A 17,416-nucleotide genomic window follows, 5' to 3' on the forward strand; every position below is an offset into this window, starting at 1 on the left:
CTCTCATTCTCAAAACAATTTAATATCACTTTCCACATCTAATATCCGAGCCCTTGCGATTTCCAAGTATTCATCCGATAAATCCATACCAATGACAAAGCGATCAAGTTTTATTCCTGCGACTGCTGTCGTACCACTACCGACAAAAGGATCCAATATAACATCCCCAACTTGGGTACTAGCTTCGATTAATCGTTCCATAATCCAAAGCGGTTTTTGTGTTGGATGCTTACCAAATTTTTTCTCAGATTTCTTAACAGTTGATGAGGTCCAAACATCTTTCATTTGTTTACCGTTATTATATTCTTTCATTAACTCATAATTGTAAAAATGTTTACCTTTTTTGGCATTTTTCCTAGCCCAAATAATATTTTCAGTAGAATGTGTAAACATTCTTCCGCTTAAATTTGGGGCGGGATTTGACTTCTGCCAGGTTACATTATTAAGAATCTTCCAATCATTTTTTTGAAGTAAATAACCCACTAAAAATATATTGTGCATCGTCCCGAATATCCATATTGTTCCATTTGGTTTGAGGATACGTCTGGCATGCTTAATAAAGGTCGTGTAAAACTCTTCTGGTGTACCATCATTTATCTTATCCCACTCGCCTTTATCCACCTTCACTTGTTTGCCAGCATGAACACTTATACCTCCATTAGATAGAAAAAAAGGCGGATCGGTCATTATGACATCAACGGATTCATCCGGTAACGTTGCCATTAACTTTAAAGAATTTCCTTTCAAAAGACGAACTCGCTTATCTTCAAAAAATTTAGACATCATAGTCCTCCGCGTTCATTCTATTATTAGTCTCTCTTACGTAGTCCAGCAGTTATTATAACTTCACCCACCTTACCTCGTGCTGAGCTTTTTGAGTTTATAGCTCTCGTTGCCTGAACATGATGTATCTCAAATAATGAGTCTGAGTATAATTCTTCAATTAACGGTACATCTGCATTTGATAACATAACTCTCACGCCTCGTTTTGCTAATTTAAGTGCCGTATCTCTTAATTGTTCCTGTTGCACAAGGCCAAAACCATTAGCTGTATAACTTGTAAATACTGATGTTGAACTTGCGGGGATATATGGCGGATCAAAATAAACGAAGTCCCCCGTTTCAGCAGTAGTCACTACTTCTTGGTAATCTCCTGTCTTTATTTTCACATTTTTTTCAGACAAGTACTTATTAATCGGAATAATCATCGGTGAAACAATTGTTGGGTTAGCATACTTTCCATAAGGAACATTATTTTGTCCTTTAGAGTTAACACGCCAAAGTCCATTAAAACCAGTCTTATTCATATACATAAAACGAGCAGCTCGTTCAACCTCACTCATCGACACTATTCTTCCGTCACGATCCATTAATCGCAAATCTAAATAATATTCCTTACTATTATTTATTTGATGAGTTCTAAGTAACTCAACTAATTCTTCGGGTTGTGATTTAACCACGCGCCAAAGGTTTGTGAGTTCTGGATTAAAATCATTGATTACAGCCTTGTCGGGCTGAAGATTTAAAAATAAGGCTCCACCGCCTATAAATGGTTCATAATACGTTCCAAAATCATCAGGCACATATTTCTTCAATTCATTAAGTAATTGTCGTTTCCCACCTACCCATTTAATAAAAGGAGTTAACACTTCTTTTTCAGCAAGTTTTTTTATGTCTGTAGCTAAAGCTTTTGATACAGCATCTATATATTGGCTTTTCCAATCCAGTATAGAGCTATCCTTCATTGACATTAGAGTAGTATATGCAATATTAGAATCAGCCGATAATTGTTTTAAAGTTAAATTATGTTCTTTTGCAATTTCATCTATTAACATAAAAAAGCTCTTTTCGTATTTAGTTACTGAATTATAACACTAAATACAACCCAATAACGCCTACTATATAATGAAGAATTTATAACTCCTTTTTAACCAACACTTTTAAAAAGAGTTATACCCAAACAAAAAGTCCCTAACCTAAGTTAGGGACTAAAAAGACCGTCGAAGCTAAACAACCTTAACTCACCAGCAAAACTAATATTTCATACACACAACGCTTTTATTCACCAACATGTTCAACAGCAAGCCCATACTCAGTGACACCGCTAATCAAATCATTGATTCTTTGTTCTTTTTCCAAGATAAAGCGTTTGTTATAAAACACATCCGCGTATTCGATTACCTTTTTCATTTCTCCGGTATCGATAAGAGCACTAACGCCAGCACTAACGACCGGCACGCCTCGCTGTATAAATTTCAAAGTTAATTTTCGCCCGATTTGATTAAAGGCTTCTTTGAAAACACCAAGTTCGACACTTTTTTGCCCCGCCTTAGTGAGCGCTTTTTGAGCTGCTTTGTTTGCTACAGCCCGAATATTCGCTAACGCAAGTGGCAGTCCACCTTTTTCAATCATTGCTGCCCAACCTTTAGCTGCCGCTTGTTTTGCTCCAGTTAACTGTGCTTGGCTTAAAATCTTGATGATATCAGAACTCAATTCACTATTACCACCTCGTGCACTTGGGTTCATTGCTTGAGTAAATATCTCACCGGCAATTACCATCTCAGCATTATCTTGCTTAACATCGTAGCCATAGAACATCGCCACATTTTGCACAGCTCTAAAATACAAAAAATTACTTAATGCTAAATTAGCTGGAATCCCTGCGAAACCAAAAAATCCTGTTCCAAAACCTTCCAAAGTCGCACTTAACACGTTTCTGATTTTTGACGTTCTAACGGCTGATGAAATCTCATAGCTCCGCATCAAAGGTAATTCTTCAAGCGAATTTAGTGGATTTTGACTATTCTGCTTGTTGATACTATCTAAAATAAATTTCTCGTTGATTGTAACTTTAGCTGCTTTATCTTGCAGTGTTGAGTAGCCTTCTGAAATATATTTAACCGTTTGATTGAATATCTCCTGCTCAGATATTTGTTTGACACCACTTTGCACAGCTTTACTGGCTTTTGAGACTGAACCTTTAACAACCGATGGTAAAACACCAGCAACTGTAGTACCAGTTTTGTTAATAAATTGCCTGGTTTTACTAGGTTCAAGCATTTTTTCATATTGTTTAGTTAATGAATCCAATAATTTTTGCTCTTTAGTATCGATAATTGGATTTGGAATATTATATTTAATATCCGTCACTAGCATAAGTCCTACTCCCCTAAATATAATCTATCAATATTTGTAATTTAACTCTAAAATCTCCAACTTTATCATCCGGATCAATATTTATATTTTTGATTTCCGTAAAAGCCATTCATAATCGTGCGCTAGTTACCTTTGAATACTTTTAATTTCTTTTAATATGATATTGCCAGGTATTATACACATTATTTTAATTTTAACAAATACAAATAAGCAGGCAAAGCCAAACAAAAAGTCCCTAACCTAAGTTAGGGACTAAATAATGCCGTCGGTGGGGGTCGAACCCACACTCCCTTGCGGGAACTGGATTTTGAGTCCAGCGCGTCTGCCTATTCCGCCACAACGGCAAATGATTAATTTAGGTAAAGGCCATGCCTTGACGTTACTCAGTCTAGCGACTAAGCAATGCCGTCGGTGGGGGTCGAACCCACACTCCCTTGCGGGAACTGGATTTTGAGTCCAGCGCGTCTGCCTATTCCGCCACAACGGCATTACCTAATTAATCGTGAAGTCAAATACTGACCTCGAGGGCGGTAGATGGGAATCGAACCCACGCGTGTCGGTACCACAAACCGATGTGTTAACCACTTCACCACTACCGCCATTATCAAAAAGCAGGGGTAGAGGGAATCGAACCCCCACCAACGGTTTTGGAGACCGTCGTTCTACCGTTAAACTATACCCCTATGGATTGGATATTTTGTTATCATCCAATGGCGCGGGACGGAATCGAACCGCCGACACATGCAGCTTCAATGCATTGCTCTACCGACTGAGCTACCGAGCCATAAACGGTCACAACGGGGTTCGAACCCGTGATCTCCTGCGTGACAGGCAGGCGTCCTAACCAACTAGACCATGCGACCAATGGACGTTACAGGGATCGAACCTGTGACCCCCTGCTTGTAAGGCAGGTGCTCTCCCAGCTGAGCTAAACGTCCATGTTATTGTATTGATTGTATCGCAACAACAAGATTTATAATACAGGAGGCCCAGCTTTTTTGCAACCCTTTTAGCTAACTTCTTTTAACAGTTTGCCAGCGACTAACTTTTCCGCTATAATTAATCTTGTTCTGTATTTGATTTGGTGGTGTAGCCAAGTGGTAAGGCAACGGTCTGCAAAACCGTCATCGCGGGTTCGATTCCCGTTACCACCTTAATTAAAGAAAAGAGCTCGTTGAATCAATCAACGAGCTCTTTTTCTTTTAGATTGTATTTTCCCATACTTTAATCATATTTTCATTTGAATAGATTTTTGCATGCTGCCAAGCAGCCCGACTCATATCAAGCCAGAGATTATCATCACTTAGCAATAACAAGATTTTATCAGCTAAGTCTTTTGTGGCATCGGGCTTAACTAGATAACCGTTCTTCCCATCTTGGATAATATCTGCTGGGCCATAGTTTACATCATAAGCCACACTTGGCAAACCATAAGCCTGTGCCTCAACCAGTGTCAGGCCAAAGCCCTCACTTCGGGATGTATTCACGATAACACGGGCATTGCTATAAATGGTCGCTAACTCATCTGCCGCTACATAATCACCAAAAATAACGTTATCCGCAATCCCCTCACGTTGAGCTAATCCTTGTAAATCCGTTAGCATTGCTTGATTAGCCGGATATCCACGAAACTCTAAGGTTGCCTTCGGCATTGCAGCAACTACTTTAGCAAAAGCACGAATTGCTTGGTCGGGCCTTTTTTCCGCTGATAGCCGACCAACAAAAATCACCCGTCCCGCAGTTCGTTCCGCTAATGGCTTAGGTTCTTGTGCCAGTAATTCAGGTGCAACATAGGTATCTGGCGCAACCTGCACATTCATATTAGGAAAGCGGCTTTGTAAATCACGCTGTTGCTCTGGCGTTGCAACCAATATCCCAGTAAATTCAGCATTTCGCTCAAGCAACACCATTTTATATACATCAAACAACTTACCCTTAACCGGATTTTTCGCCTGTGCCGTATGAATATCATGCAAATACGCCCATTTATCAGCTGCATTTTTAATATCTGCAACGACGCCGTCCAAACTACGACGATCAGAAATAAGCGTTGAATTTGGACTAAGCAGGGTCAATTCATTCAAAAAGAAGCGAAATAATTCATCCTCACTATTGAAACGGTAATCAGCCCCCTGATGCCGCAACAAAGTATAAGTTGTTGGGTACATCTGCCCTTGAATTGCCATATAACTAACTTCCAAGACTGGTACACCTTGCAGATTTAGAAACTTCTGTACAGCCAAGCTACCGTCTGGATTAAAGTATTCTACTGATGACTTAAAGCCCCGCCAATCATAATTTTCACGCACCGTCGTATTACCAAACCGGTCATACCAGGTCACCATATTTACTAGGCCTACTGTCCCTGGTAACACATCAATTCGACCAATTTCACGACCTGCATGATTAATGGTTGAATAGTTAGCCCCTTTGCTAATCAGGTGATACTCATCTAGAGGTAAGCTATCTAACGTCCGCAATGGTTGATCTTGCCGCTCAACGTCCGTTGTTTCCTGATAAAAATCATACATATTTAAGACATCACTGGCGGTCAAACCGATTGCCTGACGGTCACGTTCTAAAAAGCGATTATAATTACGCGTTACATAAAGCGCACCATAGCCAAACGCATTAAATAATTTGGTCCGTTTAGCCTGCGCATGTTCAGTTCCTGAATTGAAGGTAAAAATATTTTCACTAACAAAAAAATACATAAACGCTCCTTTAATGCTGTCCGGCCATTGCTGCTAATTTTGCCGGCCACTGAGTCTGTGCCGCATCTAACAAGCTCTGCCAAGCTTGCCAGACATTCTCAGCAGAATAACGTTTGGCAGATTCATATGCGCCATCTGAGTAACTTTGCGCCAACTGTGGATTTTTCAATACGGTAATTATCCGTTCTGCTAGCGCCTGATAGTCACCATAAGGCACAACTGCACCGTTAATACCATCTTGCACAATTTCATTTGGCCCATAATTAACATCATAAGAAAATGCAATTAAACCATGCGAAATCGCTTCTAAAATTGCTAAATTGAAACCTTCCATCTTAGAGGTTAGCCCATAAAGCATAGCAGTATTTTCAACCTGGTCAAGGTCAGTCGTATACCCTTTTAATGTCACCACTGACTCTAAACCATTTTCAGCAATTACTTTTTCAATCTCTCGACGAGCTTGATAGTCATTAGTCGGATCAGCATAGCCATATAAGTCTAGCGATACTGCCGGCACTTCTGCATGCACTAAGGCAATCGCACGAACCAAATCAGCTAAATTCTTTTCCCACGCTAAACGGGCAAAGACAACCATTTTACCAAATTCCCGTTCTTTTACCGGTACTGGAGTAGCCTCAAGTAAACGATCTGCGGCAACCCCCACGGGAATTGTAAATAGCTCTGTACTTGGTTTAAAGCGCGCTTTTAAATCAGCCGTTTGCCGGTAGGTGGCCGAAATTACAGCATCATACCGATTAATATTAGCTAATGCAAACTCATAGTGATTATTCACTAAGGCATGCAGTGGATCCTGCGGGTCACTAATATGTGAATTATGTAGATGCAAGACTGTATATGCTGGCTTTTTGAGTTGCAATAACCCCCAATCTCCTAAGTGTGACCGGTCCAGAATAAAGACGTTTGGTTGTTTGGTTGACCAAAAATCAGTATTTAGACAATCAAAGAAATGTAAGGTTAGCTCTTCAATCGTATCGAACAGATAAATCTTGCCCATTTTATCAGTCAACCGCCATGCAGCTTTTTCTAAGTCACCATGGATATTTTTTTTATTAAAGCTTTCCAAGACTACTCGCCCATCAAGGGCTAACCAAGTTTCGGTACCAATTTTATTATCAGGTGTATACCACTGAACCATTGATAAGAAGCCCCGTGAATCATAGTGGTTCACGCGATACAAGTTACCAAAGATATCGAATAGTTCGGTTGAACGAATTCGTTGCTTGTCAGTCGCATCAAAATTTGCCCGAGCCATTAACTTACCAGCTAGACTCGTTACTAAATAGCGATTATTTTCAGCATCTAACTCTAATTTTAAATTGCTCTGCCCAAAATCTAAATCAGTCACCTGCAAATGCTTTGCTGGAACCGTCATTGTTCCTTGAAAATAGTCAAACATATTAATTAAGTCCGCATCAGCGATGCCAGCTGCCTGTGTATTTACATGCGCTACTGGGTCCCAATCACGCAATACAATCCGGCTTGCAACTTGATGCTGTTTAAAAAGGGCCAAACGCTTTAATTGCGCATGTTCAATCCCGGATTTTTGTTTCGGCATTGTTGCATTTATGAAAAAGTTCATCATATCACCTCCCGCCAAGTTACTTTTATCTAAATTATACTGTACCTCAAGCTTAAACAAAGCGATTTACCCTTTTTTATTAAATTAATTCACAAAAAAGGGCGCGCCCACTATTAAAGTGAACCGCGTCCAAATATCGCTTAATTAAATTGTGACCATAGCTTTACAATTGCCTGGGTTCCTTCACTACCAAGTCCCATCTCTTCAGAAAGCTTAGCATATAACTTTTCAGCTAAAGTAGTCGCTGGTAAATCAATTCCCAAATGCTTAGCTTCATCCAAAGCAATCCGTAAATCCTTTAGTAAGTGCTTTGCATAAAAACCAGGTTCAAAGTCTTGTTGTAAAATCCGCGGCGCTAAATGGCCCAAAGACCAATTTTGAGCACCACCAGCATTTAACGTATCAATTACATCTCGTAGGTCAAGGCCGGCCGCTTTAGCATAGGTTAAACTCTCAGCCATCCCCAACATCGTGCTAGCAATCATAATCTGATTTGCCATTTTCGTATGTTGACCACTACCTGGACCACCAAAGAGGTTAATATTTTTACCAATAACCTCTAAGAGCGGACGAATTTTACTATACACGTTAATATCGGCACCAACCATAATTGATAGCGTACCGTCAATTGCCCCGATATCACCACCAGATACCGGCGCATCAACTACCGCAACTCCATACTTTTCCCCGTCTTGAGCTAATTTTTGTGCCAGACTAGGAGTTGAAGTGGTCATATCAACAAAGATTTGTCCAGGTTGTGCCTGTGAAAACAAGCCAGCCGTACCATAGTAAACTTCCTCGACATCTTGTGGGTAGCCAACCATTGTAAATACAATTTCAGCTTGCTTAGCCACTGCCGCTGGAGTCGCAGCCCAAACGGCACCATGTTGAATTACCGCCATCGCACCTGTTTGATGCCGATTGTAGACAATCATTTCATAACCGGCCTTTAAGAAATTATCAATAATCCCCCGACCCATTACGCCAGTACCCACAAAACCGATCTTCATCTGCATGCCCTCACAATCTAAGTTACTTGCTACTAGTAATATCCTGCCGCTTATGGCAAATCATTGCCTGCTGCAAAATAAATGTCATACCACTCTTGATTAGTTAAGCTAACTTGGTCTGCCGCCATCATCTCAGCCAAACGTTCTGGATTCATTGAGCCCAAAATTGCTTGCATCTTTGCTGGGTGGTAAGTAATAAAGGCAACTGCAATTGCATTCTTACTTACACCATACTTATCTGCTAGCTCAGCAAGTTTATCATTCAACGTTGCAAACTTAGGATTATCAATAAATGGTCCCTCAAAGAAACCATATTGGAATGGTGACCAAGCTTGAATCGTCATCTTCTTTAACCGTGAGTACGCTAGGATACCACCATCATGGTCAATTGAACGCTCATCTGACATATTAACGTGGAATTCACTATCAATCATGCCCGTGTGCATAATACCAAACTGTAGTTGGTTAGCCACTAGTGGCTCATCAATTGCTGATTGCACTAGTTCAACTTGCCAAGGATTCATATTTGATACTCCAAAGTGGCGAACCTTACCAGCTGCTTTTAAGCTGGCAAAAGCCTCCGCCACTCCTTCTGGATCTAACAATGTGTCTGGACGGTGCAAAAGGAAAACATCCAGATAATCCGTTCGCAAACGCTTTAGCTCGATTTCAGCGGCTGCAATCAGGTGTTCCTTTGAAAAATCATACCTTGGCCCCTTAAGACCATCGCCATTAATCTGGCCTTTTTCAATAATGATGCCACCCTTACTCTGCAAGATGATATCTTCACGCTTAACGTTTAAACGCGCCAAACTATCACCAAGGGTCGTTGATGACCTACCACCTGCATAAATATCAGCCGTATCAAAAAAATTAATCTGATGATCTAACGCAGTTTGAATGACTGCATCAGCTTCCGCCGCGGTCTTATCCGCAATGCGCATCACACCCAAGGCAACATCTGGTACTTGTAACCCTGTCTTACCAAGTTCAACATGCTTTACCATTATGATTCCTCCATCCGTTAATCACATTCATTACACTATCAATTTTACGCCTATGTAAAAGTAAGGGCAAAAAGATTGTTCAAGCTTAAAATAAATTTGCTATTAAGAATTACAGCAAATATCCTAAATCAGATGCTAGTGATGGGTATATATAGAGATGCTTTTGAATTGTCACATCACTTTCATGTCGGTTAATTAAATCAATAAAGTAATTAACTAATTCATCAGCATGACTACCTAACACAGTCGCACCAACAATTTCACCGGCTGCATTTAAAACAACTTTTGCCAAGACTTTACGCTCAGCTAAGCGGTAATAACTATACCAGTTAGTCATATCAAAATTCTTTACTGTATAACCTTTGGCTTCTGCTTGATCAGCTGGAATACCAACGGCCGCAATTTTTGGTGTACCAAAAACCGTTATTGGAACTGGTGGGTATGCAATTGCTGCTTTGGTCTGCCCATTAATAAATTGTGCCACATAACGGCCTTCAAACCCACCGGTACTAGTCAGACGAGCGACTGGCGTGTTAGCAACATCCCCGGCCGCAAAAATATGCGAATTAGTAGTCTGCAAGTATTCATTAACATTGACCCCATGTTGATTGTAGTCCACACCCGCCTTTTCAAGCGCCAAGCGATCACTATTAGCCTGCCGACCAACTGCACGCACAACAACTCCAACCTCTAAGACAGTACCAAAGCTCAATTCCACCTTTAAGTTTGTACCAGCCTTAGTGATTGCTGTGGCCTCTGTATCAAAGTAAAAATGTACGCCGCGATCACTTAATTGTTCAACTAACTCTTCTGCAAAATCAGCATCGAAGCCTTTCAATACTTGTGAACCACGAACCAAGACATGGACCTTGCTACCAGCGGCGGCGGCAATTGAAGCAAACTCTAAGGCAATGTAACCACCCCCAATAATTACCATCTCATCAGGCATTTCGGCCAAAGAAAGGAAGCGTTCTGAATCAATCGTTAGCTCTGCTCCTGGTATCGTCATTGCATTGGGGCGTTGACCAACTGCCAAAACATAATCACTTGCCTGTACAAGTGTTTCAGTATCGCCATCGGTTACTTTTAATTGCTTTGCATCAATAAATTCAGCTTTCCCATATAAATGTGCAATACCGCTTGCATCTAAAGAAGCCACCGTCCTGGTAGGTACAGTCTGTGTATAGCGATTTTTTCGTTCCATCAATTTAGGCCAGTCAATTTCAACCGTTGCTTGCAACCCATCATCTTGAAATGCTAAGGCTGCCTCTCTAGCCTCGACACCAGCCAATAATAGCTTCTTTGGATCACAACCGTAGTTAGGACAAGTACCACCCCAAAGATACTGTTCAATCACCACAACCTTTTTCCCAGCAGCTTTTAAACCGTTTGCAGCTGCCAAACCCGTTGGTCCAGCACCAATTACAGCGACATCAAATTTCAGACTCTCCATCATACATTCCCCCTAAACATACCTGAGCAATACTTGGGCAAAGTTCGTTAAATCTTGCTCATCTTGCTCACTAAACCGATTAAGCATCGTTGAATCAATGTCCAATACACCTATTTTGGCCCCGGTTGCGGTAACCAAAGGCAACACAATTTCGGCGTTAGAATCCGAATCACAAGCAATGTGACCAACAAACTCATGTACGTCTGCAACCCGAATAGTCGTACCCTTTTTGAAAGCTGTCCCAACGACCCCATTACCATTTTTTATCCGTACCGTGGCCGCCTTACCAACAAAAGGCCCCAAGATTAACTCGTCTAATTTAGCGTCATAAAAATAGAAGCCCGCCCAGTTAATTGCTGTCAAATTCTCGGCAATAATCGCCGCTGCATTCGCATAATTAGCTTGCGCCATGCCTTCACTTTCTTCACCGCGAATCCATTCTAATAACAGTTGACTCAACAATGGCAACCCAACCTCTGCTTGCGTTTCATCCACATCCATCTGCATTCTCCTCATCTTTGTAAACAAAAACCACTAGTCCAAAAAACTTCGAACTAGTGGTTGTTAATTAACTGGGTCATCCAATTTTCCTGCTAGCTTGATTATGTTAAATCAAGTCACTTATTGGGTGTTGCCAATTGACCGTAAGTGAAGCTAGTAAAAATTAAGCTATATTAGTAATAAGCGCTGACAATCTAAGCTCAAGCCTAAACTCTAATATAATTTTCATGGTAACGCTCCCAATTATTTATGTCAAACGTCTTGTCTAGCTTCTAATAATCCACAAATCATATTAAACGAACACAGTTTATTTTTGCTTTGCTTGCTCAAAATTCTCAATATATTGATATAGCAATAACTCTAATAAGGCAATGCTAGAAATTCGTGATGAGATATTGTGTTCGTTTAAACTCAGCGAATCTGTAAAGATATAAAAATTATAAGTACTCAAACTCTGTAAGACATTTTTATTTGCTTCGGTAATCGAAACAATTGTTGGTTTGATTAATGCTTGGTCAAATTTATTAAGCATTTGCAACCATTCAGAGTCGTTACCATCGTAAGTCAAAATAAAAACTAGGGAATCTGTCCGCACCTGCTTAGCAGCTAACGTGCGGTAGTCATAATCCGTTGGAAAGACCACATTAAATCCCGCCATACTATAAATATAGTTAATATACTCAGCGGCATGTTTACTTGTCCCCTTAGCAAATAGATAAATGTCTGGATGTTTGGCTAATTTAGCAGTTAGTTCCTTTAGCTTCTCAATGGGAATCACCCGGACACTCTCATAGACGTTTTTAAGATACTCTTCGCGATAGTCAATCTGTTCATCAACAAAATTTGCATGTTCATCATCTTCTTGGTTTAGCGTTGTGTACTTAATTACCGTCACAAATTCACTATAGCCGGTAAAACCAATCTTTTTCACAAAACGCAAAAACGTTGCCGTAGATGTAAAGGTTGCCGTAGATGCCTCACGAATTGTCATCCCCTGAATGAGATTCATATTTTTTACTACATAATCAAATAAGTCCTGCTCGTTAGTTGTTAAAGAACTTAGGTGGTCCGTTACAATCTCAAAAAAATTCATCATATCTTACCCATCCTTATAAAGCGGGAACAGTGCTTATAACGGTATGCAGTCCACCACCACCACTCAAGAATTCACGAGCTGGTAGCGTCAACACCTCACGTTCAGGATATAAAGCTTGTAGCTGTGTCTTAGCAATGTCATCTTGTGGATCATCAAAACTTGGCATAATAATTACCTTAGTAAAGGTCAGGTAATTAACATAGGTTGCCGTTAGCCGTTGACCTGCAATCCTGGGCAGACGACCATTAATTGGATCAACTCCATTGGCCTCCTCAACGGTTAAGTATTGCGGGCTAGGGATTTGCATTTTATGAATTTCTAATTTACGTCCTTTAGCATCTACAGCCTTCCTTAAAATTTCGTAGGCTTGGTGACTAATGGCATACTGTGGGTCAGCTGGATCATCGGTCCAAGTGAGCACAATTTTCCCCGGTGCTACATAATTAAGCATATTATCAACATCACCACCGGTTTCATCCATAAAGTAACCTTCTGGTAGCCAAATTACCCGTTTAATGCCAAAGTATTTTGCAAAAAGGGCCTCAACTTGTTCTTTGCTGGCATTAAGGTTGCGTCCTTCAGATAACACAACTTCTTCGGTTGTAATTAAAGTCCCCTCGCCATCAGTCACAATGGCACAGCCTTCAAGGATAAATTTATTTCTAAGGTAATCCAGTCGCTGCAAATCAAGCAACTTTTGAGCAACTAAAGCATCTTGGTCCCAAGGGAAATAAAGGCCATCTAGTAGCCCTCCCCAGGCATTAAAAGCAAAATCAACGCCATATAAAGTCTGATTATTTTCAACGTAAAATGGGCCAATATCTTTGAGCCAGATGTCATCAAAACTCATTTCAACTACCCGCATCTTTTGGGCTAATTGAGCCTGCGCATTTTGATATTGTCCGCGTGAAACTAACATCGTAACTGGCTGATAACGAGCAATTAATTCAGCCAGTTGGCGGAACATCTTTTGCGCTGGTTTCCCTGCATTCCGCCAATTATCACGGCGCTCAGGCCAAGCAATGTAACTTTCCTTGGTTGGTTCAAATTCCGCCACTAAACGATACCCTGCGTCTTGTGGCTTATCTGTAAGTTGCATATTTATCCTACTCTCAACATTAATTTTTATACAGCAAAAGGGAGGTGACCAACTAGTGATCGCACTCCCAATTATTTTACAACTTAATTCTGTGGTACTTGTTGCGTAATGCAGTGAATATTTCCACCACCAAGTAGAATTTCACGCGCCGGTACACCAACAATCTTACGATCTGGATACAAAGTTTGTAGCTTTTCTGCAGCCTTTTGATCCATAGGGTCGCCAAAGGTTGGATAGATAATACCACCATTAGCAGTGTAGTAATTAACGTACGAAGCGGCCAAACGCTCATCCTCTGTTCGTGGCTGACTGCCTTCAATTACATCAACACCCTCACTCTCTTCTTTGTTAATCAAAACTGGCTTGGGCAGATAGATCTTTTCAACTTGAATCTTACGTCCCTTAGCATCGGTCGCATGCTCAAGAATCTCTAGATTCTCTTGTGAAATTTCGTATTGTGGATCATTCTCATCATCAGTCCAGGCTAATGCAACAACCCCTGGCTTAACGAAGTTAGCAATATTATCCACATGCCCATTGGTTTCATCCAAGTAAATCCCCCGCTTCAACCAGATAATCTTTTCAAGGTTAAGGTGTTCTTTCAAAACCTCTTCGATCTGTTCCTTAGAAAGCTGAGCATTACGACCATCTGATAGTAAACACTCTTCAGTTGTAATCAAGGTTCCCTCACCGTCAACATGAATCGAACCACCTTCAAGAATAAAATCATCTAAACGATAACGGTCTACCTGCTCCAATTCACTCATCTTTGCAGCAACTCGATCGTCTTTATCCCAAGGGAAGTATAGTCCGTCAACTAAGCCACCCCAAGCATTAAAGGTCCAATCAACCGCCCGTAAGTCACCCGCATCATTTTTCACAAATGTTGCCCCTGAATCACGCACCCAAGAATCATTATTTGAAATTTCAACGACACTAACCTCAGCTGGAAGCATGTTACGTGCATTTTGATACTGCTCGTCGCTAACGCCAACCGTAACATGTTCAAATTCACTGATTGCCTTGGCAACATTTACAAAAACTTTTTGGGCAGGCTTGGCTCCATTACGCCAATTGTCAGTCCGCTCGGGCCATAAAATGTAAACACCCTTGTGAGCTTCAAACTCACCTGGCATCCGAAAACCATCTTTTTTAGGAGTTGAATGTAACGTCTTCATTTTTCTTTCCTCACTTCTTTTTTTCAGCCATTCTAACAACAACTTCACCAATGCCAAATGTGATAATTGCGCCAACTAAAATTGGTAACTTTGTTGATAATTCTGCTGGTGCAGTGCTGAATGGTACTGCTGTTAAGATAATCGTAAATATCAAGAGTACTTCTGGCACCCAAGTCATTAAGTTAATCATTACCTTACCACCTGGTACTTTAAAAGGTCGCTCAGTGGTGGCATCACTTTGGCGAAGCTTCCAAAAGGCTGGAAACATCATCGTATATGATACCAAAAGGGCAATAACGTTCAATGAGAAAAAGGCCCAGAAAATATCAGGATTTGGAATAAACGGTGCCACAATTACTAATACGGTTGCGACAATTCCGTTCAAAATCCCCGTACCGACTGGCATCCCATTTTTGTCCTCATGACCATAGATTGCTGGTAGTGCATGATCCTTTGCTGCATAATTGGCAACATAGTTGACCCCCAAAGCCCAAGAGATCAATTCTGAAGCTAAAGCGTACATAAACAAAATTCCAATCAAAATTACAAACCAATTCATCCGACCAACTAACATTATAAAGCTATCAATCAAACCACTTGAAGCCTGCAATTTAGCTGTTGGAATTGCCACACTCATACCAAAGGAAGCAATTAAATAGAAGACGGTAATTAACAAACCACCATAAACAATTGCTTTTGGTATCTGCCGCTTGGGGTCATCCATATCATCTGCCATCGTGGCGACAACTTCAAAGCCTAAGAAGTTAAAGATAATGACTGACAAATTACTCATTGAACTCAAATTCATTGATGGCAACAAATTATGTGGTGCAAAGCTATTAGCAACCCCCTTAGTTATAGCGGTATAGATTCCTAGCACCGCTAAGGCAACAATCATCAAAATCTTACTAAAGGCCGCCAGATTCATAATCCACTTACTCTCAGAAACAGGCCGGTTACCAACCAAAACGGTAAACCAGACGAACAGTAGTTGAATTAGGACATTTTCCAGGGTTGTAAGATGTAAACCAAAAATTTGTTCGCCCACTTGGACGAATAGTACTGCAAGGGAAGCTACCCAGATTGGATAGTTGACCCAGTAGCTCCAAGCCAAGCGACCACCCCAACGGGACCCAAAGGCCTGCTTAACCCAATCATATAAACCACCATCACCGGCGTATGTTGTCCCTAATTCGGCAGAAATTAATCCATACGGAATAAAGAACAACAACAATAGGAACATCCACCAAAAGAACTGTTGGACACCGATTGCGGCTGCTGGGGCCACAGAATCAACAACCATGACGACAACAACTGACATTAATACGGCGTCGAACAAGCGAAACTTTTTCTTGCCTGTCATGTTTTTCTCCAATCTACTCCCAAAAAGTTTTAGCCGATTTGGTTAGCTAACATTGTATCAATTTCACTTTGATACTTGGCAGCAGTTTCTTCATCGGCTTCTTTCATCAAAGGATTTAAGAGATAAACAAAGATTGCGCGCATTGCCGTCTTACGGTTTTCAGCTTCATCCCAAACAATTGAATAGTCTGAATCAATAACTTCATCGGTAACTTCTTCATTACGGGTTGCTGGCAAGCAGTGCATAAACTTAACGTGGTCTGAGGCTTTAGCAACAAGCTCTGCATTAACCTGATACTTTGGATAGAAAATACCCATCCGCTCTTCTTCTGAAAGCTCAGCCTCATACAAACCATACCAAACATCAGTATAGATGAAATCAGCATCCTTCATTGCTTCATCAGCATCTTCAGTAACTAAGACGCTACCACCGGATAACTCAGCGTTTTTACGCCCGATTTCAAGTGACTCTTCTGGAATTTGGAAGCCCTTAGGTCCAAATTGCACAAAATCCATGCCCATCTTAGTTGCAATGAACATCAAGGAAACGCAGACTTGAGTTGCATCACCAACGAAAACAACCTTGGCGTCGCTCAACTTCTTACCAGCAGGTAGATGCTCCGTCATGGTGATAATGTCACCTAATTCTTGAGTTGGGTGGTTGTAATCACTCATAAAGTTGACAACTGGCACCTTAGCATACTTTGCCACGTCCGCGACCGTCTTATGACGCTCAACACGCGCTCCAACAATGTCTAAAATCCGTCCCAAAACTTGAGATGTATCTTCGATTGACTCATGGCCACCCAATTGAATTTGGCCAGGTGCAAGATATTGGGCATGACCACCTAATTCTGTCATTGCTGCCTCAGCTGATGTCCGAGTACGAGTTGATGATTGTTCAAAAACCATCCCTAATGTCTTGTTCTTCAAAAGTTGTGGATAATAACCATGCTTGATTGAATCTTTTAGCTTTAAAGCAAGGTCAATCATATATTGCATTTCTGCCTGAGTAAAATTATTAGTATCAATGTAATCACGCTTAGTCATGGTGATTTCCTCCTGAATATTTATTACTTTTTCAGGTTATAGCAATTTTTACTTTTTAGAAAGCGTTTTCATAGCCGTTGTAAAAGCGTTAACTGATATGAACTTTGTTACATTTGACGAAACATGTGCCAAATTAATCGCCCACGACCAAACTACTATACATTTAATTCATATAATATGCATAATTATT

Annotated in this window: 14 protein-coding genes and 8 tRNA genes; 1 reads left to right on the forward strand and 21 read right to left on the reverse strand. The window is 40.7% G+C overall.

Annotated elements, in window-relative coordinates; genetic code table 11:
- Window positions 1-9: 9 nt before the first annotated feature.
- From TT13_RS05235 to TT13_RS05280, 10 genes are all read right to left on the reverse strand, one after another.
- On the reverse strand, window positions 10-786 hold the full coding sequence (locus TT13_RS05235) for a DNA methyltransferase (protein WP_027699027.1): 777 nt from the start codon (window positions 784-786) through the stop codon (window positions 10-12).
- 23 nt (window positions 787-809) lie between these two features.
- A complete protein-coding gene (locus tag TT13_RS05240) occupies window positions 810-1,835 on the reverse strand; it encodes a DNA adenine methylase (protein WP_082816184.1) in 1,026 nt (341 codons plus the stop codon).
- A 223-nt stretch (window positions 1,836-2,058) separates the two neighbouring features.
- The gene (locus tag TT13_RS05245; RefSeq protein WP_052348543.1) at window positions 2,059-3,156 is read right to left on the reverse strand and encodes an EcsC family protein; all 1,098 of its coding nucleotides are present in this window, start codon (window positions 3,154-3,156) and stop codon (window positions 2,059-2,061) included.
- 260 nt (window positions 3,157-3,416) lie between these two features.
- Window positions 3,417-3,500, reverse strand: a tRNA-Leu gene (locus TT13_RS05250).
- Between the two features lie 59 nt (window positions 3,501-3,559).
- Window positions 3,560-3,643: transfer RNA gene (locus TT13_RS05255), tRNA-Leu, on the reverse strand.
- A 39-nt stretch (window positions 3,644-3,682) separates the two neighbouring features.
- Window positions 3,683-3,755 (reverse strand) — tRNA-His (locus tag TT13_RS05260).
- 13 nt (window positions 3,756-3,768) lie between these two features.
- Window positions 3,769-3,839: transfer RNA gene (locus TT13_RS05265), tRNA-Trp, on the reverse strand.
- Between the two features lie 28 nt (window positions 3,840-3,867).
- Window positions 3,868-3,940, reverse strand: a tRNA-Phe gene (locus TT13_RS05270).
- Window positions 3,941-3,945: 5 nt separating this feature from the next.
- Window positions 3,946-4,019 (reverse strand) — tRNA-Asp (locus TT13_RS05275).
- Between the two features lie 2 nt (window positions 4,020-4,021).
- Window positions 4,022-4,094 (reverse strand) — tRNA-Val (locus tag TT13_RS05280).
- A 145-nt stretch (window positions 4,095-4,239) separates the two neighbouring features.
- Here TT13_RS05280 and TT13_RS05285 point away from each other — a divergent pair.
- Window positions 4,240-4,310, forward strand: a tRNA-Cys gene (locus TT13_RS05285).
- Window positions 4,311-4,358: 48 nt separating this feature from the next.
- On the opposite strand, the gene TT13_RS05290 is transcribed toward TT13_RS05285, so the two are convergent.
- The 11 genes from TT13_RS05290 to ptcA form a co-directional block, all read right to left on the reverse strand.
- The gene (locus TT13_RS05290; RefSeq protein WP_027699029.1) at window positions 4,359-5,870 is read right to left on the reverse strand and encodes a glycosyltransferase; all 1,512 of its coding nucleotides are present in this window, start codon (window positions 5,868-5,870) and stop codon (window positions 4,359-4,361) included.
- Between the two features lie 10 nt (window positions 5,871-5,880).
- Window positions 5,881-7,470, reverse strand: a complete 1,590-nt coding sequence (locus TT13_RS05295) for a glycosyltransferase family 4 protein (protein ID WP_027699030.1) — start codon at window positions 7,468-7,470, stop codon at window positions 5,881-5,883.
- Window positions 7,471-7,610: 140 nt separating this feature from the next.
- Window positions 7,611-8,480 carry an NAD(P)-dependent oxidoreductase gene (locus TT13_RS05300; protein ID WP_027699031.1) on the reverse strand — a complete coding sequence of 290 codons (870 nt, stop codon included), beginning with the start codon at window positions 8,478-8,480 and terminating at the stop codon, window positions 7,611-7,613.
- Between the two features lie 50 nt (window positions 8,481-8,530).
- Window positions 8,531-9,487, reverse strand: coding sequence for an aldo/keto reductase (locus TT13_RS05305; RefSeq protein WP_045476698.1), 957 nt, complete (start codon window positions 9,485-9,487; stop codon window positions 8,531-8,533).
- Window positions 9,488-9,596: 109 nt separating this feature from the next.
- Complete coding sequence (locus tag TT13_RS05310) at window positions 9,597-10,943, reverse strand: dihydrolipoyl dehydrogenase family protein (protein WP_052348544.1); 1,347 nt, start codon at window positions 10,941-10,943, stop codon at window positions 9,597-9,599.
- A gap of 9 nt (window positions 10,944-10,952) precedes the next feature.
- Window positions 10,953-11,441: a GAF domain-containing protein gene (locus tag TT13_RS05315; protein WP_045476701.1), complete on the reverse strand. Its 489-nt coding sequence runs from the start codon at window positions 11,439-11,441 to the stop codon at window positions 10,953-10,955.
- A gap of 307 nt (window positions 11,442-11,748) precedes the next feature.
- A complete protein-coding gene (locus tag TT13_RS05320) occupies window positions 11,749-12,534 on the reverse strand; it encodes a MurR/RpiR family transcriptional regulator (protein ID WP_027699035.1) in 786 nt (261 codons plus the stop codon).
- Between the two features lie 16 nt (window positions 12,535-12,550).
- Entirely contained in the window at window positions 12,551-13,636 is a 1,086-nt protein-coding gene (aguA, locus tag TT13_RS05325) for an agmatine deiminase (RefSeq protein WP_027699036.1), read from the reverse strand.
- A gap of 83 nt (window positions 13,637-13,719) precedes the next feature.
- A complete protein-coding gene (gene aguA / locus TT13_RS05330) occupies window positions 13,720-14,814 on the reverse strand; it encodes an agmatine deiminase (protein WP_027699037.1) in 1,095 nt (364 codons plus the stop codon).
- Window positions 14,815-14,824: 10 nt separating this feature from the next.
- Entirely contained in the window at window positions 14,825-16,177 is a 1,353-nt protein-coding gene (locus TT13_RS05335) for an APC family permease (protein ID WP_027699038.1), read from the reverse strand.
- A gap of 29 nt (window positions 16,178-16,206) precedes the next feature.
- Window positions 16,207-17,226, reverse strand: coding sequence for a putrescine carbamoyltransferase (ptcA, locus tag TT13_RS05340; RefSeq protein WP_027699039.1), 1,020 nt, complete (start codon window positions 17,224-17,226; stop codon window positions 16,207-16,209).
- Window positions 17,227-17,416: the final 190 nt, after the last annotated feature.

Source organism: Weissella oryzae SG25 (genome assembly GCF_000691805.2).
In the GTDB taxonomy this organism is placed as follows: domain Bacteria; phylum Bacillota; class Bacilli; order Lactobacillales; family Lactobacillaceae; genus Weissella; species Weissella oryzae.

Coding starts and splice junctions, on each gene's coding strand:
- TT13_RS05235 (WP_027699027.1), bottom strand. CDS start 786: ATGATGTCTAAATTTTTTGAAGATAAGCGAGTTCGTCTTTTGAAAGGA.
- TT13_RS05240 (WP_082816184.1), bottom strand. CDS start 1,835: ATGTTAATAGATGAAATTGCAAAAGAACATAATTTAACTTTAAAACAA.
- TT13_RS05245 (WP_052348543.1), bottom strand. CDS start 3,156: ATGCTAGTGACGGATATTAAATATAATATTCCAAATCCAATTATCGAT.
- TT13_RS05290 (WP_027699029.1), bottom strand. CDS start 5,870: ATGTATTTTTTTGTTAGTGAAAATATTTTTACCTTCAATTCAGGAACT.
- TT13_RS05295 (WP_027699030.1), bottom strand. CDS start 7,470: ATGAACTTTTTCATAAATGCAACAATGCCGAAACAAAAATCCGGGATT.
- TT13_RS05300 (WP_027699031.1), bottom strand. CDS start 8,480: ATGAAGATCGGTTTTGTGGGTACTGGCGTAATGGGTCGGGGGATTATT.
- TT13_RS05305 (WP_045476698.1), bottom strand. CDS start 9,487: ATGGTAAAGCATGTTGAACTTGGTAAGACAGGGTTACAAGTACCAGAT.
- TT13_RS05310 (WP_052348544.1), bottom strand. CDS start 10,943: ATGATGGAGAGTCTGAAATTTGATGTCGCTGTAATTGGTGCTGGACCA.
- TT13_RS05315 (WP_045476701.1), bottom strand. CDS start 11,441: ATGGATGTGGATGAAACGCAAGCAGAGGTTGGGTTGCCATTGTTGAGT.
- TT13_RS05320 (WP_027699035.1), bottom strand. CDS start 12,534: ATGAATTTTTTTGAGATTGTAACGGACCACCTAAGTTCTTTAACAACT.
- aguA (WP_027699036.1), bottom strand. CDS start 13,636: ATGCAACTTACAGATAAGCCACAAGACGCAGGGTATCGTTTAGTGGCG.
- aguA (WP_027699037.1), bottom strand. CDS start 14,814: ATGAAGACGTTACATTCAACTCCTAAAAAAGATGGTTTTCGGATGCCA.
- TT13_RS05335 (WP_027699038.1), bottom strand. CDS start 16,177: ATGACAGGCAAGAAAAAGTTTCGCTTGTTCGACGCCGTATTAATGTCA.
- ptcA (WP_027699039.1), bottom strand. CDS start 17,226: ATGACTAAGCGTGATTACATTGATACTAATAATTTTACTCAGGCAGAA.